The 21565-nt window shown below is 65.7% G+C and carries 18 protein-coding genes and 1 riboswitch; of the genes, 7 read left to right on the top strand and 11 right to left on the bottom strand.

What is annotated here, in order from left to right; genetic code table 11:
- Positions 1-96 precede the first annotated feature (96 nt).
- The 3 genes from gcvP to gcvT form a co-directional block, all read right to left on the bottom strand.
- Positions 97-2961, bottom strand: coding sequence for an aminomethyl-transferring glycine dehydrogenase (gene gcvP, locus AB7008_RS32885; protein WP_441261262.1), 2865 nt, complete (start codon positions 2959-2961; stop codon positions 97-99).
- Positions 2962-3116: 155 nt separating this feature from the next.
- Positions 3117-3485 (bottom strand): glycine cleavage system protein GcvH, encoded by a 369-nt coding sequence (gene gcvH / locus AB7008_RS32880; protein ID WP_028158405.1) that lies wholly within the window; start codon positions 3483-3485, stop codon positions 3117-3119.
- A gap of 11 nt (positions 3486-3496) precedes the next feature.
- Positions 3497-4645 (bottom strand): glycine cleavage system aminomethyltransferase GcvT, encoded by a 1149-nt coding sequence (gene gcvT / locus AB7008_RS32875; protein ID WP_441260133.1) that lies wholly within the window; start codon positions 4643-4645, stop codon positions 3497-3499.
- A gap of 145 nt (positions 4646-4790) precedes the next feature.
- Positions 4791-4879, bottom strand: a riboswitch (glycine riboswitch).
- 234 nt (positions 4880-5113) lie between these two features.
- Here gcvT and alaS point away from each other — a divergent pair.
- Together alaS and AB7008_RS32865 are read left to right on the top strand one after the other, a co-directional pair.
- Entirely contained in the window at positions 5114-7792 is a 2679-nt protein-coding gene (gene alaS / locus AB7008_RS32870; protein WP_441260132.1) for an alanine--tRNA ligase, read from the top strand.
- Positions 7793-7798: 6 nt separating this feature from the next.
- The gene (locus tag AB7008_RS32865) at positions 7799-9025 is read left to right on the top strand and encodes a cyclic nucleotide-gated ion channel (RefSeq protein WP_304490484.1); all 1227 of its coding nucleotides are present in this window, start codon (positions 7799-7801) and stop codon (positions 9023-9025) included.
- Between the two features lie 4 nt (positions 9026-9029).
- On the opposite strand, the gene AB7008_RS32860 is transcribed toward AB7008_RS32865, so the two are convergent.
- Together AB7008_RS32860 and AB7008_RS32855 are read right to left on the bottom strand one after the other, a co-directional pair.
- The gene (locus AB7008_RS32860) at positions 9030-9533 is read right to left on the bottom strand and encodes a DUF3455 domain-containing protein (protein WP_028158409.1); all 504 of its coding nucleotides are present in this window, start codon (positions 9531-9533) and stop codon (positions 9030-9032) included.
- Between the two features lie 96 nt (positions 9534-9629).
- Complete coding sequence (locus AB7008_RS32855; RefSeq protein ID WP_014494114.1) at positions 9630-10841, bottom strand: NADP-dependent isocitrate dehydrogenase; 1212 nt, start codon at positions 10839-10841, stop codon at positions 9630-9632.
- Positions 10842-11193: 352 nt separating this feature from the next.
- Between AB7008_RS32855 and AB7008_RS32850 the strand changes: the two genes are divergently transcribed.
- Positions 11194-12393, top strand: a complete 1200-nt coding sequence (locus AB7008_RS32850; protein WP_028158410.1) for a TrmJ/YjtD family RNA methyltransferase — start codon at positions 11194-11196, stop codon at positions 12391-12393.
- Between the two features lie 10 nt (positions 12394-12403).
- Here AB7008_RS32850 and AB7008_RS32845 read toward each other — a convergent pair whose 3' ends face one another.
- From AB7008_RS32845 to mddA, 4 genes are all read right to left on the bottom strand, one after another.
- A complete protein-coding gene (locus tag AB7008_RS32845; RefSeq protein WP_304490483.1) occupies positions 12404-13612 on the bottom strand; it encodes a GGDEF domain-containing protein in 1209 nt (402 codons plus the stop codon).
- Positions 13613-13879: 267 nt separating this feature from the next.
- Positions 13880-14632 carry a hypothetical protein gene (locus AB7008_RS32840; RefSeq protein ID WP_304490482.1) on the bottom strand — a complete coding sequence of 251 codons (753 nt, stop codon included), beginning with the start codon at positions 14630-14632 and terminating at the stop codon, positions 13880-13882.
- Between the two features lie 33 nt (positions 14633-14665).
- A complete protein-coding gene (locus tag AB7008_RS32835; protein ID WP_441260131.1) occupies positions 14666-15643 on the bottom strand; it encodes an NADPH:quinone oxidoreductase family protein in 978 nt (325 codons plus the stop codon).
- Positions 15640-16389 carry a methanethiol S-methyltransferase gene (mddA, locus tag AB7008_RS32830; protein WP_248878635.1) on the bottom strand — a complete coding sequence of 250 codons (750 nt, stop codon included), beginning with the start codon at positions 16387-16389 and terminating at the stop codon, positions 15640-15642. The genes AB7008_RS32835 and mddA overlap by 4 nt, the downstream gene beginning before the upstream one ends.
- A 148-nt stretch (positions 16390-16537) precedes the next feature.
- Here mddA and AB7008_RS32825 point away from each other — a divergent pair, with 148 nt between their 5' ends.
- Together AB7008_RS32825 and cynS are read left to right on the top strand one after the other, a co-directional pair.
- The gene (locus AB7008_RS32825) at positions 16538-18106 is read left to right on the top strand and encodes an alpha/beta fold hydrolase (protein ID WP_441260130.1); all 1569 of its coding nucleotides are present in this window, start codon (positions 16538-16540) and stop codon (positions 18104-18106) included.
- An 89-nt stretch (positions 18107-18195) separates the two neighbouring features.
- Positions 18196-18684 carry a cyanase gene (gene cynS, locus AB7008_RS32820; protein ID WP_014494123.1) on the top strand — a complete coding sequence of 163 codons (489 nt, stop codon included), beginning with the start codon at positions 18196-18198 and terminating at the stop codon, positions 18682-18684.
- A 124-nt stretch (positions 18685-18808) separates the two neighbouring features.
- Here cynS and AB7008_RS32815 read toward each other — a convergent pair whose 3' ends face one another.
- Positions 18809-19132: a DUF1476 domain-containing protein gene (locus AB7008_RS32815; protein ID WP_014494124.1), complete on the bottom strand. Its 324-nt coding sequence runs from the start codon at positions 19130-19132 to the stop codon at positions 18809-18811.
- A 319-nt stretch (positions 19133-19451) separates the two neighbouring features.
- Between AB7008_RS32815 and purC the strand changes: the two genes are divergently transcribed.
- Positions 19452-20219, top strand: a complete 768-nt coding sequence (purC, locus tag AB7008_RS32810) for a phosphoribosylaminoimidazolesuccinocarboxamide synthase (protein ID WP_172782948.1) — start codon at positions 19452-19454, stop codon at positions 20217-20219.
- A 12-nt stretch (positions 20220-20231) separates the two neighbouring features.
- The gene (gene purS, locus AB7008_RS32805) at positions 20232-20471 is read left to right on the top strand and encodes a phosphoribosylformylglycinamidine synthase subunit PurS (protein ID WP_304490478.1); all 240 of its coding nucleotides are present in this window, start codon (positions 20232-20234) and stop codon (positions 20469-20471) included.
- A 13-nt stretch (positions 20472-20484) separates the two neighbouring features.
- Here purS and AB7008_RS32800 read toward each other — a convergent pair whose 3' ends face one another.
- Positions 20485-21501: a magnesium and cobalt transport protein CorA gene (locus AB7008_RS32800; protein ID WP_028158416.1), complete on the bottom strand. Its 1017-nt coding sequence runs from the start codon at positions 21499-21501 to the stop codon at positions 20485-20487.
- Positions 21502-21565 lie beyond the last annotated feature (64 nt).

The following is a 21565-nucleotide window of genomic DNA, read 5'->3' as shown; positions in this document are numbered from 1 at the left end:
GGCAAAGGCGTGTAAGCGCCGTGCCCACCATATTCGAACGCGTACAAAGGTGGTGGGCATGCTCCGCTTTGCCCACCCTACGAAGCTTACGATCCCTTACTCCGCCGCTTCCGCGTAGTCGCTGACCGGAGGGCACGAGCACACCAGGTTGCGGTCACCGTAGACGTTGTCGACGCGCCCGACCGGGCACCAATATTTGTCGGTGCGCGAGGTGCCCGCGGGGAAGCAGCCCTCGGCGCGGGTGTAGGCGCGCTTCCAATCGTCGTCCGCAATGTCGTGCACGGTGTGCGGGGCGTGACGCAAAGGCGAAGCCTCGATCTTGAAGCGGCCGGCCTCGACCTCGGCGATCTCCTTCCGGATCGCGATCATGGCGTCGCAGAAGCGGTCCAGCTCCGCCTTCGATTCCGATTCGGTCGGCTCGATCATCAGCGTGCCCGGCACCGGGAAGCTCATGGTCGGGGCATGGAAGCCGTAATCGATCAGGCGTTTTGCGATGTCGTCGACGGTGACGCCTGAGGTCGTCTTCAGCGGGCGGGGATCGACGATGCACTCATGTGCGACGCGGCCCTTCGCGTTCTTGTAGAGCACCGGGAAGTGCGCATCGAGGCGCGCGGCAATGTAGTTGGCGTTGAGGATCGCGATTTCGGTCGCGCGCTTCAAGCCGTCGCCGCCCATCATCAGAATGTAGATGTAGGAGATGGTCAGGATCGACGCCGAGCCGAATGGCGCGGCCGAGACCGGGCCGACCGATGCGTCCCCATTCGTCGCCGGGTGACCGGGCAGGAACGGCGCGAGATGCGCCTTCACGCCGATCGGACCCATGCCAGGGCCGCCGCCGCCATGCGGGATGCAGAAGGTCTTGTGCAGGTTGAGATGGCTGACGTCGGCGCCGTAATCGCCGGGCCTGCTAAGGCCGACCTGCGCATTGAGGTTGGCACCGTCCAGATAGACCTGGCCGCCATGGCCGTGCACGATGTCGCAGATCTCGCGAATGTGCTCCTCGAACACGCCATGCGTCGAGGGATAGGTGATCATGACAGCGGCGAGATCGTTCGAGTGATTCTCGGCCTTGGCGCGGAGATCGTTGACGTCGACGTCGCCGTTCTTTTCGCAGGCGACCACCACCACGTCCATGCCGACCATCGCGGCCGAGGCCGGATTGGTGCCGTGGGCGGAGGAGGGGATCAGGCAGATCTTGCGATGCGCCTCGCCGCGTGCGGCGTGATAGCCGCGGATCGCGAGCAAGCCGGCATATTCGCCCTGCGCGCCGGAATTGGGCTGCAGCGAGATCGCGTCATAGCCGGTGATGTCGCACAGCCATTTCTCCAGCCGCGCGAACAGCGCGTGATAGCCCTTGGCCTGCTCGCGCGGGGCGAAGGGATGCAGGGACCCGAATTCCGGCCAGGTCAGCGGCATCATCTCGGTGGTCGCGTTCAGCTTCATGGTGCAGGAGCCGAGCGGGATCATGGCGCGGTCGAGCGCGAGGTCGCGATCGCTGAGCTTGCGCATGTAGCGCAGCATCTCGGTCTCCGAGCGATGCGCGTGGAAGACGGGATGGGTGAGGAAGGCGGTGGTGCGCTTCAGCGCTTCCGGCAGCGCCTCGCGCGTGGTGGCGTCGATCTCGGCGTAAACGAGCGTGCCGCCGAATGCGCGCCAGACCGCCTCGACGGTCGCCGGCGTGGTGGTCTCGTCGAGCGCGATGCGGAGCGCGGTTTCGCCGATACCGAGGTTGATCTGCTCGGCCGCCGCGCGCGCGACGATCTCGGCGCGCCTGGCACCGGCATCCACGCTCAGCGTGTCGAAGAAGCTTTCGGACTGCGGCGCGAAGCCGAGCTTGCACAAGCCGCTAGCGAGCACGGCGGCGCGGCGATGCACGTTGCGCGCGATCTGCGCAAGCCCCTCGGGGCCGTGATAGACCGCGTACATCGAGGCGATCACGGCGAGCAGCACCTGCGCGGTGCAGATGTTGGAGGTCGCCTTCTCGCGGCGGATGTGCTGCTCGCGGGTCTGCAGCGCGAGGCGATAGGCAGGCATCCCGCGCGAGTCCACGGAGAGGCCGACGATGCGGCCGGGCAGCGAGCGCTTCAGCGCATCGCGCACCGCCATGTAAGCGGCGTGCGGCCCGCCATAGCCCATCGGCACGCCAAAGCGCTGCGCCGAGCCGATCGCGATGTCGGCGCCGAGTTCGCCGGGCGAGGCGAGCAGCGTCAGCGCCAGGAGATCGGCGGCAACGATCGCGAGCGCGCCCTTGGCCTTCAAGGCCGCGATCGCAGGCCTGAGGTCGCGCACGGCGCCCGAGGAGCCCGGATATTGCAGCAGCGCGCCAAGCACGTCGGCCTTGTCGAGATCGGTGAGGGGATCGCCGACGATCAGGGTCCAGCCCAGCGGCTCGGCGCGGGTGCGCATCACGGCGAGCGTCTGCGGATGCACGTCCTTGTCGACGAAGAAGGCCTTGGCTTCGACCCGCGAGTGCCGCTCCGCGAGCGCCATCGCTTCGGCCGCGGCGGTCGCCTCATCGAGCAGCGAGGCGTTGGCGACGTCGAGCCCGGTGAGATCGCAGATCATGGTCTGGAAGTTGAGCAGCGCCTCCAGCCGGCCCTGGCTGATCTCGGGCTGGTAGGGCGTATAGGCCGTGTACCAGGCCGGGTTCTCCAGAATGTTGCGCTGGATCACCGCGGGCAGGATCGTGCCGGAATAGCCTTGGCCGATCAGCGAGGTGAAGACCTGGTTCTCTCGCGCGAGCTCGGCCATGTGCGCGATCGCCTCGGTCTCGCTCAAGGGCTTGCCCAGATCGAGCGGAGCGGTCTGCCGGATCGAGGCCGGCAGCGTCTCCGCCATCAGCGCGTCGACGCTCTTGGCGCTGACGGCCTCCAGCATGGCGGCGACATCGCGGGCGGAGGGGCCGATGTGGCGGCGAACGAAACTGGCGGTGTCGCCGTTGGATTTGCGGTGCGCGGTCATCATGGGTCCTCGCTAGGAGTTGCTGTCATCGCCCGCGAAGGCGGGCGATCCAGTACGCCGCGGCCTCTCGGGTCTAGCCGAACCGGCTGCGTTGACTGGATGCCCCGCCTTCGCGGGGCATGACAGTGAGTATGTTGAGGCTCGGCTCATAATCCTCACGCCGTATGTGCCTTGTAGGCGGCTTCATCCATGAGGCCGCCGAGCTCGCTCTTGTCGGCCATCCTGATCTTGAAGAACCACGCCTTGCCTTGCGCATCCGAGTTCACCAGCGCCGGCTCGGCGGCGAGCGCGTCGTTGGTCTCGAGCACTTCGCCCGTGACAGGCGCGTAGACGTCGGAGGCGGCCTTCACCGATTCCACGACGGCGGCGGCTTCCGCCTTCTTCAGGCTGCGGCCGACCTTGGGCAACTCGACGAATACGACGTCGCCGAGCTGCGACTGCGCGTAGTCGGTGATGCCGACGGTGGCGACATCGCCGTCGATGGCGAGCCATTCGTGGTCGGAGGTGTACAGCGTCGTGGTCATTTTCTCAGTCCTCAGCGTTTGTAGGTGTTTTTCACGAAGGGCATGGCGGCGACCGTGAGCGGCAGCCGCTGGCCGCGCACTTCGGCGAAGAGTTTTGTATCGAGCGCGCTCGATGCCGTGGGCACATAGCCCATCGCGACCGGCGCGTTCAGGCTCGGGCCGAAACCGCCCGAGGTGACCTTTCCGATCGGCTCGCCGCCTGCGGCATCCGCAAACAGCAGCGCGCCCTCGCGCACCGGCGCGCGGCCCTCCGTGCGCAGGCCGACGCGGCGGCGGCTCGCGCCGTTGTCGAAATGGGCAAGAATCTTCTCGGCGCCGGGAAAGCCGCCGGCGCGGGCGCCGGCGGTGCGGCGGCTCTTCTGCACCGACCATTCCAGCGCCGCCTCGACCGGCGTGGTCGCGGTGTCGATGTCGTGGCCATAGAGGCAGAGCCCGGCCTCCAGCCGCAGGCTGTCGCGGGCGCCAAGGCCGATCGGCATCACGTCGGGGTTTTCAAGCAGCGTCCTGGCGAGGTGCTCGGCGTGCGTGGCGGGGACCGAGATCTCGAACCCGTCCTCGCCGGTGTAGCCGGAGCGCGAGACGAAGCAGTCGAGGCCGGCAACCTTGTGCGGGCCGGCGTCCATGAACTTCATGGCGGGCGCCTCTGCACACAATTTCGCCAGTGCGGCTTCCGCCTTCGGGCCCTGCAGCGCGATCAGGGCGCGGTCTTGAAGCGAATCGATGATGCAGTCGCCCGAGAGATGCGCGCGCAGATGCGCCTCGTCCGCTTCCTTGCAGGCGGCATTGACGACCAGGAACAGATGGTCGCCGAAATTGGCGACCATCAGATCGTCGAGAATGCCGCCGTCCGGATTGGTGAACTGGGCGTAGCGCTGCCGTCCCGGGGCAATCGCCACGATATCCTGCGGCACCAGCCGTTCCAGCGCGCGGGCGGCGTCCTCGACCTTGCCGGATTTGGGCCGGAGCGCGAGCTGGCCCATGTGGGAGACGTCGAACAGGCCGGCGGAGGAACGGGTATGGAGGTGCTCTTTCAGGACGCCCGCAGGGTACTGCACGGGCATGTCATAGCCCGCGAACGGCACCATCTTGCCGCCGAGGGAGACGTGAAGCCCGTGAAGGGGCGTACGTTTGAGGGAATCTTGGTCGTCGCGCGCAAGCATTACGGGGCCCTCGGCGGTTCCCCGGGGACGATTCCCCGGTAGCAACCAGTCGAAGCCCCATCTGTCGCTGTGCCTGAGAGTATTATCCCGTCGGCGGACGCTGTCCGGGTGTTATGCCCGTCGGCGCCTCTTTCCAGATGTCGTCAAAGCCACGCGGTCCTTTTGCCTGAGAGTTTCCGGGGCGGTTGCTCCTTCGGCGCCGGCACCAAAGCCGGTCTCTCCCGACGTGGCCGTACGATACAGATGGGTACAGACCACAGGCCGGCCAAGCCTGTCAACGCGCACCTGACGGCTTTCAACGGGATTGCAAACGGGATTGCGCGCCTGCGGCAACTCACTGATCTCCTTGCACAGTTTCTGGACAGCGCAGCTGGCCTTGTCTAAAAGCGCTTTGACCCGCAGATATCAGCCCAAATGCCCGGTTTGGATGGCAAATCAGCGGGTCCAAGCACACCCGATTGGATGAACATGAGCGGCGTCAACGAGATCAGGTCGACCTTTCTGAACTTCTTTGCCGAGAACGGCCACGAGATCGTGTCGTCCTCGCCATTGGTGCCTCGCAACGATCCCACGTTGATGTTCACCAATGCCGGCATGGTGCAGTTCAAGAACGTCTTCACCGGCGTCGAGAAGCGGCCCTATCAGCGCGCCACCACGTCGCAAAAATGCGTGCGCGCCGGCGGCAAGCACAACGACCTCGACAATGTCGGCTATACCGCACGCCATCTCACCTTCTTCGAGATGCTCGGCAATTTCTCGTTCGGCGACTATTTCAAGGAGCGCGCGATCGAGCTGGCCTGGACCCTGATCACGCGGGAGTTCGGGCTCAAGAAGGACAAGCTGCTCGTCACCGTCTACCACACCGACGACGAGGCGGCCGGCCTGTGGAAGAAGATCGCCGGCTTCTCCGACGACCGCATCATCCGCATCCCGACCTCGGACAATTTCTGGGCGATGGGTGACACCGGTCCGTGCGGCCCGTGCTCGGAAATCTTCATCGACCGCGGCGATCACATCTGGGGCGGACCTCCGGGCTCGCCGGAAGAGGACGGCGACCGCTTCCTCGAATTCTGGAACCTGGTGTTCATGCAGTACGAGCAGGTGACGAAGGAGGAGCGCGTGGATCTGCCGCGTCCCTCGATCGACACCGGCATGGGGCTGGAGCGCATGGCCAGCGTCATGAAGGGCGTCGACAGCGTGTTCGAGACCGACCTGTTCCGCCACCTGATCGACGCGACCGCGTCCGCGCTCGGCAGCGGGCCGAACGAGCAGACCGTGGCCTCGTTCCGCGTCATCGCCGACCATCTGCGCTCCTCGGCCTTCCTCGTCTCCGACGGCGTGCTGCCGTCGAACGAGGGCCGTGGCTACGTGCTGCGCCGGATCATGCGCCGCGCGATGCGCCATGCGCAGCTGCTCGGTGCCAAGGAGCCGCTGATGCACCGCCTGGTCTGGGCGCTGGTCCGCGAGATGGGCCAGGCCTATCCCGAGTTGATGCGCGCGGAAAACCTGATCGAGGAGACGCTGCGGCTGGAAGAGACCCGCTTCCGCAAGACGCTGACCCGCGGCCTTGCGATCCTCGACGAGAAGAGCGCGTCGTTGAAGAAGGGCGACATGTTCGATGGCGACGTCGCGTTCACGCTGTACGACACCTACGGCTTTCCGCTGGATCTGACACAGGACGCGCTGAAGTCGCGCGGCATCAGCGTCGATCAGGCCTCGTTCACCGACGCGATGGAGCGGCAGAAGGCCAAGGCGCGCGAGTCCTGGAAGGGTTCTGGCGAGGCGGCCTCCGAAGCAATCTGGTTCCCGCTGCGTGAGAAGCTCGGGGCCACCGAATTCCTGGGCTATGAGACCGAGAGCGCCGAAGGCGTGGTCTCCGCGCTGGTGAAGGACGGCCAGGAAGCCGCCAGCCTCAAGGCCGGCGAGACCGGCGCGATCGTGCTCAACCAGACGCCGTTCTACGCGGAATCAGGTGGCCAGGTCGGCGACACTGGCTTGCTCAGCGGCGAGGGCGGCATCAAGTTCCGCGTCACCGATACGCAGAAGAAGCTCGGCGATCTCTTCGTTCACGTCGGCACCGTCGAGAGCGGCGAGCTGAAGCTCGGTACCGCGCTGCAGCTCGAGGTCGATCATTCGCGCCGCTCGTCGATCCGCGCGCATCATTCGGCGACGCATCTCATCCACGAGGCGCTGCGTCAGGTGCTCGGTGATCACATCGCCCAGCGCGGCTCGATGGTCGCCCCCGACCGCCTGCGCTTCGACTTCGTGCATCCGAAGCCGATCACGGCGGAAGAGCTCGCCCGCGTCGAGGACATCGCCAACGACGTGGTGCTGGAGAACGACGAGGTCACCACGCGCGTCATGGGCGTCGACGAGGCCCGCGAGGCCGGGGCGCGTGCCCTGTTCGGCGAGAAATATGGCGACGAGGTCCGCGTCGTCTCGATGGGTAGGACCGCGCGTGAGCGCGGCGCCAATGCGCTCGGCTGGTCGGTCGAGCTCTGCGGCGGCACCCATGTGAAGCGCACCGGCGACATCGGCCTGATCACGCTGACCGGCGAGAGCGCGGTCGCCTCCGGCGTGCGCCGCATCGAGGCGCTGACCGGCAATTATGCGCGCAGGCACGCCAACGAGACCATGGCGCTGGCGAAGAGCGCGGCCAACGAGCTGCGCACCTCGGTCGACGACGTGCCGGTGCGCATCGCCGCGTTAATGGAGGAGCGCAAGAAGCTCGAGCGCGAGCTCTCCGACGCCCGTAAGAAGCTCGCGATGGGCGGCGGTACGTCCGTCGGGAACGGCGGAGCCGCAGGCGTGCGTGAGGTCGGCGACGTCAAGCTGATGGCGCGCGCAGTCGAGGGCATCGAGATGAAGGATCTCAAGAGCCTTGCGGACGACGGCAAGAAGCAGATCGGCTCCGGCGTGGTCGCCATCGTCGGCGTCACCGAGGACGGCAAGGCCGGCATCGTTGTCGGCGTCACCGCGGATCTCACCGCGCGCTTCAATGCCGTGAACCTCGTGCGCGTCGCCTCCGAGGCGCTCGGCGGCAAGGGCGGCGGCGGCCGGCCCGACATGGCGCAGGCCGGCGGCCCCGATGGCGCCAAGGCGCCCGAGGCGCTCGCGGCGATCGAAAAAGCGATGGCAGGCGCTTAAAGACTCATGCGCCTCGTTCCGCGAGGACGTGGCCCGGCCGATCCCAACCTAAGGGATCGCCTGTACGAATTGCTGGAGCACGATCCGCTCGCCTACTCGATCGGGTCGCGCTTCATCCAGATCATCATCGGCGTCATCGTGCTCGACGTCGTCGCGATGATCCTTGCCTCGGTGCCGGAGCTCGACGCGCGGTTCGACACGCTGTTCAGCGCGGTCGCCGTCCTCGCCGTCATCGTGTTCGCGCTCGAATATTTGGCGCGGCTGTGGACCGTGGCGGGGCACACCCAGCGCAACGGCTCCGCGCTGTCCGACCGGCTCTCTTATGCCTTCTCCGCGCTCGGCATCATCGACCTCATGGCGTTCCTGCCGGCCGCGATCGTGCTGGCCACAGGCCGGCACGCGACGCTGGCCGGGCTCGGCGTGCTGCCGTTCTTCAAGCTGATCCGTTATTCGCCGGCAATGCGCTCGCTGCTCGCGGCCATCCATGCCGAGCGGCGTGCGCTGATCGGCTGCATCGTCATCCTGATCGGTGTGGTCCTGACCTTCGCCTCGCTGCTCTACGCTATCGAGCGCGACGTGCAGCCCAGCAAGCTCGGCACCATTCCAGACGCGATGTGGTGGGCGATCGTGACGCTCGGCACCGTCGGCTATGGCGACGTCGTGCCGGTGACGCCGCTCGGCAAGTTCATCTCGGTATTCGCCATCATCAGCGGCTTTGCCATGATCGCGCTGCCGGTCGCGATCATCTCGACCGCCTTTGCCGAGGAGGTGAGGCGGCGCGATTTCGTCGTCACCTGGGGCATGCTGGCGCGGGTGCCGCTGTTCTCGCATCTCAGCGCAGCAGAGATTGCCGACATCATGCGGCTGCTCCGCGCCCGCACCATCGAGCAGGGCGAGATATTGGTCCGCCGCGGCGATGCCGCTTCCTCGATGTATTTCATCACTGCGGGCGAGGTCGAGATCGCGCTGCCGAGCCAGCAGGTGCGGCTCGGCGACGGCACCTTCTTCGGCGAGATCGCGCTGCTGCATAAGACCAAACGCAGCGGCACGGTGACGGCGACGTGCAAGACGCGGCTGCTGGTGCTCGACGCCCAGGATTTTCACGCTTTGATCGAGCGCATGCCGACGCTCGCTGCCCACGTCCACCAGACCGCGAAAGCCCGGCTGGAGGAGACCGGCGACCTCGCGGCGGCGGAACTGGCGCAGGCGGAGCGCGACGACACCGACCGCTAAGCGGTCAGCCCTTCTTCAGGAAAATGTAGTCCGCCGAGTACGGCGCGCTTTTGAACTCGCCGGCCTTGTCGCAAGAACCCTCGAGCTTGCCGCCGTGGGTGTTGATGCGCTGGACGGTGGTGACCGGCGTCAGGATGCCGCTGCCGCGGCGGGAGGCGACCTCCAGCTTCAGCCAGGGGATGTCGGCGGCGGTTGCGCCCGGCGCGTTGCCGATGGCCTTGCCGGCCACGCCGCTGCCGTCGGCAAGCTCCCAGTTCGGGCCGGCGTAGTGGCGGCCGACGGTCTTGCCCTCGACGAGCAGCGTCGCCACCGGCTCCCGGAAAGCCCAGGTGAGCTTGCCGTCGGCGGCTGCCTTGCAGTCATAGACCTGCGCGCCTTCGGCGTGAACGCTAAGCACGACGGTCTCGCCGGGGGCGGCGATGGCGTCGGGGAGCGGCTCCGCGGCCGCGGCGGGTCCGGCCACGGCCGCGAGCAGCAGGCAGGGGACGGCGAACTTGACGATGGACATGGGTGGCCTCCGCAACGGGGTCAAAATGAATGGGCCGCGCCTAAGCGCGGCCCATAACGATGTCTAACCCCGATCAGACGAAAATAATGCGCGGGCTTACGCCAACGCTTTCGTGAGATTCTCCGAGACCTTGTCGAGGAAGCCGGTGGTCGAGAGCCAGCGCTGGTCGGCACCGACCAGGAGCGCGAGATCCTTGGTCATGTAGCCGGCCTCGACGGTGTCGACGCAGACCTTCTCGAGGGTGGTGGCGAACTTGGCGAGCTCGGCATTGTTGTCGAGCTTGGCGCGGTGCGCCAGGCCACGGGTCCAGGCGAAGATCGACGCGATCGAGTTGGTCGAGGTCTCCTTGCCCTTCTGGTGCTCGCGGTAGTGGCGGGTCACCGTGCCGTGGGCGGCTTCGGCTTCCACGGTCTTGCCGTCGGGGGTGAGCAGCACCGAGGTCATCAGGCCGAGCGAGCCGTAGCCCTGCGCGACCGTGTCGGACTGCACGTCGCCGTCGTAGTTCTTACAGGCCCAGACATAGCCGCCGGACCATTTCAGCGCCGAGGCCACCATGTCGTCGATCAGGCGGTGCTCGTAGGTCAGGCCCTTGGCCTCGAATTCCTTCTTGAACTCGCGGTCGTAGACGTCCTGGAAGATGTCCTTGAAGCGGCCGTCATAGACCTTCATGATCGTGTTCTTGGTCGAGAGATAGACCGGGTAGTTGCGCAGCAGGCCGTAGTTCAACGAAGCCCGGGCGAAGTCGATGATGGAGTCGTCGAGATTGTACATCTGCATCGCGACGCCGGAGCCCGGGGTCTTGAACACTTCCTTCTCGATCACGGTGCCGTCCTCGCCGACGAACTTCATCGTCAGCGTGCCCTTGCCGGGGAACTTGATGTCGGTGGCGCGGTACTGGTCGCCGTAGGCGTGGCGGCCGATGATGATCGGCTTGGTCCAGCCGGGAACCAGGCGCGGCACGTTCTTACAGATGATCGGCTCGCGGAAGATCACGCCGCCGAGGATGTTGCGGATGGTGCCGTTCGGCGACTTCCACATCTGCTTGAGGTTGAACTCCTTCACCCGGGCCTCGTCCGGGGTGATGGTGGCGCACTTGACGCCGACGCCGACCTTCTTGATCGCCTCGGCGGCGTCGATGGTCACCTGATCGTTGGTGTGGTCGCGGTACTCCATGCCCAGGTCAAAATAGAGCAGCTCGACATCGAGGTACGGGTTGATCAGCTTGTCCTTGATGTACTGCCAGATGATCCGGGTCATCTCGTCGCCATCGAGTTCGACGACGGGGTTGGACACCTTGATTTTTGCCATGATCGGGGAAGCCTCTTGGGAACGGCGCTTTGGCGCGCCACGGGAATATCCGCCGCCTCTTAGCACCTGATAGCAGCGGGCGAAAGCCAAGGGATTATGCACTTTTAGCTCATCCAGCTTGCCCAGATGGGGGGCGGGACGGGCCCTGCCGCGGGGGCGGGCCTCAGGCTTCAGAGGAGATTCAAAAGTCGAATCCAACCCGTTATTTCCCTTGAGAATTTCGTCAGGACAGGCAAACGACAGGCGAACGGGCAGCCGGCCCCTGGGCCGGCTTTGAATCAATTCCTGAAGAACGCCTTGCCAAGGCCTTGAGAACCCAAGGCCTTGCAAACCAGTGTGAAAGCGAAACGAGATGTCGGGGACTGACAAGAGCAAGGCGGGCCTTTCCCTCGACGGTCCCATCGTGATCCTGGTCGAGCCGCAGCTTGGCGAAAACATCGGCATGGCCGCGCGCGCCATGGGCAATTTTGCGCTCAGCCGATTGCGCATCGTCAATCCCCGCGACGGCTGGCCGAATATCGCCGCCCAGCGGGCCGCGGCCGGTGCCGACTACATTCTGGAAAAGGTCGAATTGTTCGACACGGTCGGCGAGGCGGTCGCCGATCTCGACCTGCTGTTCGCCACCACGGCTCGCCCCCATGACCAGGCCAAGCCGGTGGTGGGGCCCGAGGCAGCCGCGACCGAGATCTCGGGGCACATCGCCACAGGCGGCAAGGCGGGCATCTTGTTCGGCCGCGAGCGCTGGGGGCTGACCAACGAGGAGGTCGGGCTCTCCAACCGCATCATCACCTTCCCGGTCAATCCGGGTTTTGCCTCGCTCAACCTCGCCCAGGCCGTGCTGCTGGTTGGCTATGAATGGTTCAAGCGGGCAACCTCAGGCGAGCTGCCGCACAGCATGCCCGAGCGTTCCGAACGCGCCTCGCAGCACCAGATGCAGGCCTTCTTCGACAACCTCATCCGCGAGCTCGACCGGGTCGAATTCCTTCGCCCAGCCGAGAAACGCGACACCATGCTGGTCAACCTGCGCAACATCTTCAGCCGCATGGAGCCGACCAAGCAGGACATGCACACCCTGCACGGGGTGGTGATGGCGATCGCGGAAGGGCGCAAGGGCCCGGCCAAGGGCGGCGTGCTCGACGGCGAGCAGGCCACGCGCCTGCGCGCGCTGCTGGCCGAACACGGCCAGGGCGGCGGCGTGCCCGACAGCGGCTCGACGGTGCGCGGGCTCGCGCGCCTGCTCCGCCGCAACCCCACCGACGCCGAGCGCCTGCTCTGGCAGGCCCTCACGCGTGATCGCCGCTTCGCAGGAGGGTTCAAACGCCAGACCCCGGTCGGCCGGCACATTCCCGATTTCGTCTCGTTCCCGCACCGGATCGCGATCGAGCTGGTCAACCCGGGCGAGGGCGAGACCATCGCCGCCGATCGTGCGGGCCGGCGGACGTGGCTCGAGGCGCGCGACTATCGCGTGCTGGAGATCCGGGCGGCGGATGTGGAGCGCGATCTCGAGGCGGAGCTGGTGCGGCTGCAGGGGATGATCGAGCAGAGCGTGTAGTCGTACTGCGTCAGGCGGCGCTTGCGACCAGGGCTTTCGGACCGCTCTGCTGGAGGCGACGTATCGCGCCGAGGTTGGTCTCGACGGAGGCCAGGCAGCAACGCGATTTGCCGCCTGACTTCGCCTCGTAAAGTGCTGCATCGGCGACCGCGAGCAATTCCTCGACTTCGGCGCCATGATCCGGCGACATCGCAATGCCGACGCTGGCGCCGACACCGGCGCGCACCTCGCCGCCGAGCTCATAGGAGACGGCAACCTCGCTGATGAGGCGGTATCCTGCCTCCTGGGCCATTTCGGCCGTGACGCCGTCGACGAGCACGACGAACTCGTCGCCGCCCATCCGGGCGACCACCGCGCCGTCCGGCAGCGCCCGGCGCACGCGCCCGGCCACCGCTTTCAGCACCTCGTCGCCCGCCGCATGTCCGAACGTGTCGTTGATCGGTTTGAAGTCGTCGAGATCGAAGAACATCACAGCGAACCGTCGTTCGGCGTGGGCTCTAAGTCTGGCGCTGAGTGCCTCGACGAAGCCCGCGCGATTGAGCAGCCCCGTGAGTGCATCATGATGCGCGCGATGGCTGTTCTCGCGTTCGGCGCGCATGGTGGTGATCAGCATCCGATTGAGGCGGAAGGCGGCGGCCGTCATCGCGGCCAGATACATCGGCACCTGGAGGTAGACGATGTAGAACAGCGGCTCGCCGGCGAACGCAGCACCGGGGATGATGGGACCGAGGCTCAGCAGGATCATGGTCCCGGCCAGCCGCGGCGCGCCGAAATTGCGGAAGCAGATGCCGCCGACCATCGCCGCCGCCGAGAGCGAGGCCAGCATGGCGACGACCCAGTCACCGCTGGCCAGGCTGGCAACGACGCCAAATCCGACGCTGGCGCTCCAGGCGACCGCGAGCAGGAGATGAAGGTCGGTCGGCGTCGGGCGGTGGGCACGTGCCCTGCGATGCGCGCTGACGAGCACGGCGAGGCGGGCCAGGCAGATCGCGATCTCCATGACCAGCCAGACAATGAATGGTGCAGTCTGCTTGCGGCCAGCGATCACGGCGGCGACGGCAATGGTGTTGACGGCGCCGGCAGCAAAAACCGGCAGCGATCCATAGAGCTGGACAATGAGCGCAGCGCGGATGTCGTCGGGAACACCTAGCCCCGGCTCGGCGAGCCAGCGTGTCAGGCGCCAGCGTGGCGCGCTGTAGAGTCCCTCGTCCGATTGCATTGCAGAGCGTCCCCGTATTCCGGGCGCCAACAACGATGACCGCTCCTAATAGCCTTTTAAGGGAGAAGCCGATTGTGTCGGCCGTGCTTGACGCAAGGTAAATGGGCGCTGCCGGGGCTGTGGCCGTGCAGGAAAGTGCGGGTTGGTGCAGGTGTGGCGTGGGGTGGACCCGGGCTGCGTCGAGTGCAGCGGCTTCGCCGCAGCTCGAAGAGCGAAGGCGGAAGCGTGCCCGCCATAAGCGGCGGGCTAATCCTCCCTGCGCACATCTTACCCGCGCCCAAGCAGCACGTCGCGGTCGACCGCAATCCAGGTCGTCTTCGCCACGGCCAGCAACCTGCCGCCTTCATCATGGAGCGCGGCGTCGGCTGTCCGCTTGCGGCCGTCGCGGCCGGTCGGCCAGGCCGTGATGATGCAGGGCTCACCAGGGCGCGGGCGGGCCTCGATCCGGGCGGACATCCGTCCCAGCAGGAGCGGCGTCTTGTCGTAGGTGCCGCTCTGCTGATTGCAATTGCAGGCAAAGCCGGTGGGACAATCGAGTGCCGACCAGAGAAATTCCGGCGCGACGCGGCCATCCTCGGCGGCCAAGTTTGGATCGGGCGTCCAGGTCGCCGCGAGAACGGCGTTCTGCGCACGACGTTTGAGCGGCCCGGTGAAGATGCGCAGGCCGTCGCCTTGCGCACGCGCGGGACCGCAGACGAAACAGTTCGGCAGCGGATGCTCGTGCGGCTCGAACAGCGTCAGCAGTTCGGCGGCGCGTGCTTCCTGCAAGCTGGCTGTCTCGAGCTGCGCGAGCTCGACATTCGCCGCTTGCCCTGTCGCAACGACCTTGGCGCCGTCGCGAAGCTCCCATGTGCCGTCGGCCGTCGCGGCCGCATCGAGGGATTTGTCGAGGGGAGGCGGTGCGCGCAGCGTCACCTCGGCGCTGCCGGAAATGTGGCGGGCCAGCCGGCCGCAGACATAGCCGCCGTTCCCGGAGTTCGGAGGACCGCAAAAGCGCTTGTCGATGATGATCTTGGTCATCGGTTCTGTCCTCTCTTCCTCGTCGGGCGCAGTCTACCTGATCTTGAGGACAATTCGTCCCTGAACCGTGCGGTTGGCTATGGCGCGCATGGCGTCGCCGGCCTCCTCCAAAGGGAGGACGCGGTCGATGTGCGGGCGGATCTTTCCGTCGGCCAGCAATTGCATCAGCGTATCATTCATGCGCGCGGCCTCCGCGGAGAATTTCTCCGCCCAGGCGCCGACAAAGACCCCGATGATGGCGTAATTTTTCAAGAGGGGCAGGTTCATCGGGATCTGTGGAATCTCGCCGCCGGTGAAGCCGATCGGCATCAGCCGTCCGCCCCACTTCATCGATCGGGCCATCTGCTCGAAAATCGCGCCGCCGACATTGTCGAAGCCGATATCGATGCCGTCTCCCGATGTGATCGACTTGATCCGGTCGCGCAGGTCCTCGCTGCGATAGTTGATGACCTCGCTGGCGCCGTAACCGCGCACCAGATCGGCCTTGTCGTCGGAGCCGACACCGGCGACGACGCGCAGGCCGAGATGGCGGCCGAGATCGACGGCGGCAAGGCCAACCCCGCCGGCTGCGCCGGTGACGAACAGCGTTTCCCCGCGTTGCGCCCGTGCCCGCTCGACCAGCGCATAATAGGCCGTGCCGTAATTGTGCAGCACTGTCGCCCCGGCTTCGAACGCGACACCATCAGGCAGCCGCACGCTCTTTGATTCCTTCGCGATCATCCGTTCGGCGTAGCCGCCGGTCCAGGCACTGCATGCCACGCGATCGCCGGGGGCGAACGTCGTGACGTTGTCGCCGATCGCGACGACGACGCCGGAAGCTTCCGTGCCGGGCACGAATGGCGTCGGCGGCCGCATCTGATAGAGGCCCGAGACCAGCAACTGGTCCATGAAGCTCACGGACGCCGCATGGACCTCGATGAGGATCTCGTCGCCGGCAGGCCGCGGCGTAGCGATCTTACCGAGGCGCAGATCCGCAGGGCCAGTGAACGAATTGCACAGAACCGCTTTCATCGGGGCGCTCCAAAAAGACGCGGCAACAGCATGGGAACGCGCCGGCGGTAGTCCTGATAGGTCGTGCCGAACTCGGCGATCAGGTCCCGCTCTTCGAACTGCAGGGCGACCAGGATGTAGGCCGTGTTCGCGATCGCGAACAGCAGATGGCCGGCGGTCATCTCGGGCGTCGCCCAGAACGCGAGCAGAAAGCCCAGCATGAGCGGATGCCGCACGATCTTGTAGAGCAGCGGCGTCCGGAAGGATTGACCTGATATCTCGGCTCCGCGCAACGTGACGAGAGCCTGGCGCAGGCCGAACAGATCGAAATGATCGATCATGCAGGTCGAGGCGAACGCGATCAGCCAGCCGAGCCAGTGCACGCCGGTCAGGAGCCACGCCGTAATGCCGCTGGCCTGCCAGACCGGCGCCGGGATCGGACGCCACTGCCAGAACAGCAGCAGGAGGATCAGGCTGGAGAGCAGCACATAGGTGCTGCGCTGGCAGGCCACGGGAAGAAATTTGGCCAACCATCGCTTGAAGGCCGGGCGCGCCATGACGCTGTGCTGGATGGCAAACAGGCTCATCAGCAGCAGGTTGACGACGATGGCCTCGCTCAAATTCGCGGGGGCGCCGACGTCGATCGACTTGTCGATTGACTTGGGCACGACATAATTGCCGACGAAACCGAGCGCGTAGAGGAATGAAGCCGTGAAGACGGCGTAGCTCATGATGGCGTAGAGCAGGATTGCGAGGCGGGCGAACATGGTTTTTCCTATTGTGCCGATGGCGGCGGTGCCGCATTCAGGAGCCTGAGCTCATCGTTGGAGAGCGGGCTCGATCTGGCCTGAATGCTATCGCTGGACCGTCCCCTGCGCGTCCCCCGGGGGCGCCGACGGGGGAGGGAGGATCTCCATGACGGCCTTTTCGCTGGGGACGTTCGGGTTCCCCGAGGTCCATGCCGACGGCCGCCCGATCAAGCTGGCCTTACGCAAGGGGCTTGCGCTGCTGGTCTATCTCGCGGAAGCCAAAGGCCCCGTCGCGCGCGACGTCATCGCCACGCTGCTATGGCCCGAGACTCCCCGCGAGACCGGCCTTGCACGATTGCGGCGTCTGCTTCACCGCGTTGAGCTCGCGCTTGGCCAGGCGGTTTTCGAGACCGACCGCACGAGCTTGCGTTGGTCTCCGGAGGTCGAGCTCAAGATCGACTCGCATCAGTTCGAGCGCGCCTGCGATCGCGGTGCGTTTGAAGAGGCCTGCCGGATCTATCGCGGTGACTTCCTGGCGGGCTTCTCCCCGGACGACTGTCCTGGGTTCGACGATTGGGCGTTCTTTCGCCGCGAGGCGTTGCGGGGACGGCTTGTGCAGGCGCTCGAGCGTCTGGTGCAGGACAGGAATGCTGCCGGCCATCATCTCGCCGCGACAGTGCATGCGGGGCGCCTGGTCGAGCTCGATCCGCTCAGCGAGGTGTATGGCCGGCACCTGATCCGCAGCCTGCTGCTGGCGGGCGACCGAAGCGCGGCCGAACGGCATCATGCTGCACTGGCGCAGCGGCTGCGTGACGAGCTTGGCGTCGCGCCGGAAGCCGAGACCGAAGCGCTCATGAGCCGTGCGGCCGCGCCGCTGCGCGATGCTCTTCCAGCGACACGCTATGTGAAGGGCGCCGGCGTGCATCTGGCGTATCAGACCTATGGCAGTGGTTCGCTCGACATCCTGGTCATGCCCGGCTTCGTCTCGCATGTGGAGCGCGTCTGGGAGCATCCGGCGAGCCGGACGTTCCTGGCCTCGTTGATGAGGCTCGGGCGGCTGATCGTTTTCGATCGCCGCGGCATCGGCCTGTCCGACCGGGTCGGATCGGCCCCTGGCATCGATGTCACCGCGGAAGATATCGGCACGGTGCTACGGGCGGCGGACTCGCGCCGCGTCGTGCTGTTTGGCGCATCCGAGTGCGGGCCGGCCTGCATCAAATTTGCGGTCGAGGAATCCCGCCATGTGGCCGGGCTCATCCTGTTCGGCGCACTGGCCAAGGGCTGCTGGTCGGAGGACTATCCGCACGCGCTGCGCGCCAGCCAGTATGACGCCTGGAGCAAGCACCTGATTGCGCAATGGGGCGGCCCGGTCGGGATCGAAGCCTTCGCGCCGAGCCTTGCCAATGATCCTCAAGCGCGCGCCTGGTGGGCGGGGCTGTTGCGCGCGGCGTCCAGTCCCGGCGGAATCTCCGCCGTGCTCGAGGCCTTTCGCGACGCCGACGTGCGACACCTACTGGCGCAAATTGCCGTGCCGACGCTGGTGCTGCATCGGCGGGACGACAAGGCCGTGCGGATCGCGGCCGGGCGCGACATCGCGAGCCGGATCACCGGTGCGGAATTCGTCGAGCTCGACGGCAATGACCATTGGTTCTTTGCCGGCGACCAGCAGCCGGTGCTCGAGGCGATCAAGCGGTTCACGGAGGCTTTACCGCGTGAGGGAAGGTCGAGGCGGTGACGCCTCAAGCCTCATTTATTGGCACGTTTCGTGCCTCCCAAAGCGGCACAAACGACGTGACACGATGCCTGGCCAAGGGAGACCCTGACATGAAACGCGAAGACCTCACCGAAAAGCTGCTCGACATCAAGCGCGAGAACGGCTGGAGCTGGAAACACATCTGCGACAAGGTCGGCGGCTATTCCGAGGTGCTGATCGTCGGTGCGATCCTCGGCCAGATGAAGCTGACGAAACCGCAGGCCGCCAATGCCGGCGAGCTGTTCGGCCTGTCGAAGGCCGAGACCGCGATGCTCAACGAGGTGCCGATGCGCGGCACCGGCACGCCGATGCCGCCGACCGATCCGCTGATCTATCGCTTCTACGAGATGGTGATGGTCAACGGCCCGGCGTGGAAGGCGCTGATCGAGGAGGAATTCGGCGACGGCATCATGTCGGCGATCGACTTCGACATGGCAATGGAGCGCGTCGCCAACCCGAAGGGCGACCGCGTCAAGATCACCATGAGCGGCAAGTTTCTGCCGTACAAATATTACGGCGCTAGCGGCAATGTGCCGGAATACGGCTTCAAGGAGGGGTGATCAAGCTCACCGTCGTTCCGGACGCCGCGTTAGCGGCGATCCGGAATCTTGAGATTCTCTGGTGCGCAACTGCGCACCAGAGTTCGGTCCTGCGGACCGCCCGGGAACGACGGTGTTGGGGGGCTTATTTTCCCGCCTTCACCTCGGCCGCCGCCACGGCGATCAATTCGCTCATCTTGGCGCGAATCGCCTGCTCGGTGATGGCGACGTTCTTGGCGGCGAAATCGGCCATGACCTTGCGCAGGACGTCGGCGTCGCCGGCCTCCTCGAAATCGGCCGCGACCACTTCCTTGGCGTAGGCGGTGGCGGCCTCGCCGGTGATGCCGAGCTTCTCGGCGGCCCAAAGGCCGAGCAGCCGGTTGCGGCGGGCTTCCGCCTTGAATTTCTGCTCCTCGTCGAGGGCGAACTTCTTCTCGAAGCCTTCCTCGCGCTTGTCCAAACTGCTCATGCCTTTTCCAATTCCCTGCTGACTGGATCCGGCGGCCGTCGTTGCGACGGCCCCGGCGCATGCCTAGATAGGGGGCATGAATCGGCAAAACAACGAGCCGTTAAGCCGCAGGCAAGACGGTATAAGTTGATGCCGGACGGCCGGATCGATTGTGCTGGGACAGCCAATCGGATAGGTTGCCTGCAGGCTTGGTTCCCGTTCTGTTTCCAAGGGGTTATAGACGGGTTCCCAGCCGTTCACGGCAGCTCCGCTGTGGGTCGTAACCTAGTAACCGGAGCACACCAAATACATGGATTTCAACAAAACACGGTACATCCCCATGAGCCGTCGGCGTCGTATTTATGAAGGCAAGGCAAAGGTTCTTTACGAAGGCCCCGAGCCCGGTACCCTGATCCAGCACTTCAAGGATGACGCCACCGCGTTCAATGCGAAAAAGCATCAGGTGATCGAGGGCAAGGGTGTCCTCAACAACCGGATCTCGGAGTACCTGTTTCAGCACCTCAACGACATCGGGGTGCCGACCCATTTCATCCGCCGCCTCAACATGCGCGAACAATTGATTCGCGAGGTCGAGATCGTGCCGCTGGAAGTGGTGGTGCGGAACGTTGCCGCCGGCTCGCTGTCGCAGCGCCTCGGCATCGAGGAGGGCACGCAGCTGCCCCGGTCGATCATCGAATTCTACTACAAGAACGACCAGCTCAACGATCCCATGGTGTCGGAAGAGCACATCACCGCCTTCGGCTGGGCCACGCCGCAGGAGATTGACGACATCATGGCGCTCGCCATCCGTGTCAACGATTTCCTCACCGGCCTCTTCCTCGGCATCGGCATCCGCCTCGTCGACTTCAAGATGGAGTGCGGCCGGCTGTTCGAGAACGAGATGATGCGGATCATCGTCGCCGACGAGATCTCGCCGGATAGCTGCCGTCTGTGGGACATCAAGTCGAACGAGAAGCTCGACAAGGACCGTTTCCGCAGGGATCTCGGCGGCCTGCTCGAGGCCTACACCGAAGTCGCAAAACGCCTCGGCATCCTGATGGAGAACGAGCGTCCGCAGGGCACTGGCCCGGTGCTGGTGAAGAGCTAAGAGGGATTTGACGTGAAGGCACGTGTTACCGTTACCCTGAAGACGGGCATCCTCGATCCGCAGGGCAAGGCCATCGAAGGCGCGCTGAAGTCGCTCGGCGTCGACGGCGTCGCCAGCGTGCGCCAGGGCAAGGTGTTCGACATCGAGCTCGCCGTCGCCGACAAGGCCAAGGCCGAAGCCGCGCTGAAGGAGGCGGCCGACAAGCTGCTGGCGAACACCGTGATCGAGAATTATCGGGTGGAGATCGTCTAGCCCGCGCGGCGCTTCACAGCCATCCGACGCGGCGGAAGCGCCAGTAGAGCGCGGCGCATGAGGCGAGCATCACGCCGAGCAGCACGTAATAGCCGTACTCCCAATCCAGCTCCGGCATGTGCTTGAAGTTCATGCCGTAGATGCCCGCAAGCGCGGTCGGGATGGCGATGATGGCTAGCCACGAGGCGAGCGTCTTGGAGACCGCCGTCTCCTGCGCCTGTCCGACCAGCAGGCTCGCTTCGAAGGCGAAGGCCAGCACCTCGCGCATGGAATCGATGCGCTCCTGGATGTTCCGGACGTGGTCCGTGACGTCGCGGAACAGCGGCTGCATCGTCGCGCGCACCATCGCAAGCTCGTCATGCTCGAGGCGGCGGCAGACTTCCACCAGCGGGCCGATCGCGGTCCTGAGCCGCAACAGGTCGCGGCGCAGCATGTAGAGCCGCTCGATCTGCGCCTTGCTGATCGGCTTGGAGAGCACGTTGTCCTCGATGCCTTCGACCTCCTCGTGGATGCTCTCCAGCACGGGCGAGTAGTTATCGACGATGAAATCGAGGATGGCGTAGAGGATGTAGTCCTCGCCGCGCGCCAGCGCCCGTGGGCAGCTTTCACAGCGTTCGCGCACCGGCGTGTAGGATGTCGAGGCGCCATGGCGCACCGAGACCAGATAGCCTTCGCCGACGAAGATGTGCGTCTCGCCGAAGGCGATCCGGCCCTCGATCAGTTGCGCCGTCCGCGCCACGATGAACAGGGCCTCGCCATATTGCTCGATCTTCGGCCGCTGATGGGCGTTGTTGGCGTCCTCGATGGCAAGGTCGTGCAGGTCGAACTGCTTCTGCACGGCGCCGAGCAGCGCCATGTCAGGTTCGTGCAGCCCGATCCATACCACGTGGCCGGGCTTGGCCCGCCAGCTCGAAGCCTCGCTGATGGCGATATTGGCGACGCGCCGGCCGTCGACATAGGCGCCGGCAGCGATGACGCCCTGAGTGGACACCGGTTCGGAGGAGGAGACGGGCAGCGACGGGACGTTCATGGCTTCAATCCCGGGCAAGATCGTCAGGCAAAAGTGCCGTGGCTATGGCCTGTGTACAAGGCCG

Origin of the sequence: Bradyrhizobium sp. 521_C7_N1_3, assembly GCF_052075975.1 — a bacterium.
Lineage (GTDB): Bacteria > Pseudomonadota > Alphaproteobacteria > Rhizobiales > Xanthobacteraceae > Bradyrhizobium > Bradyrhizobium japonicum.
This window is presented reverse-complemented; position numbering and strand designations above follow the sequence as displayed.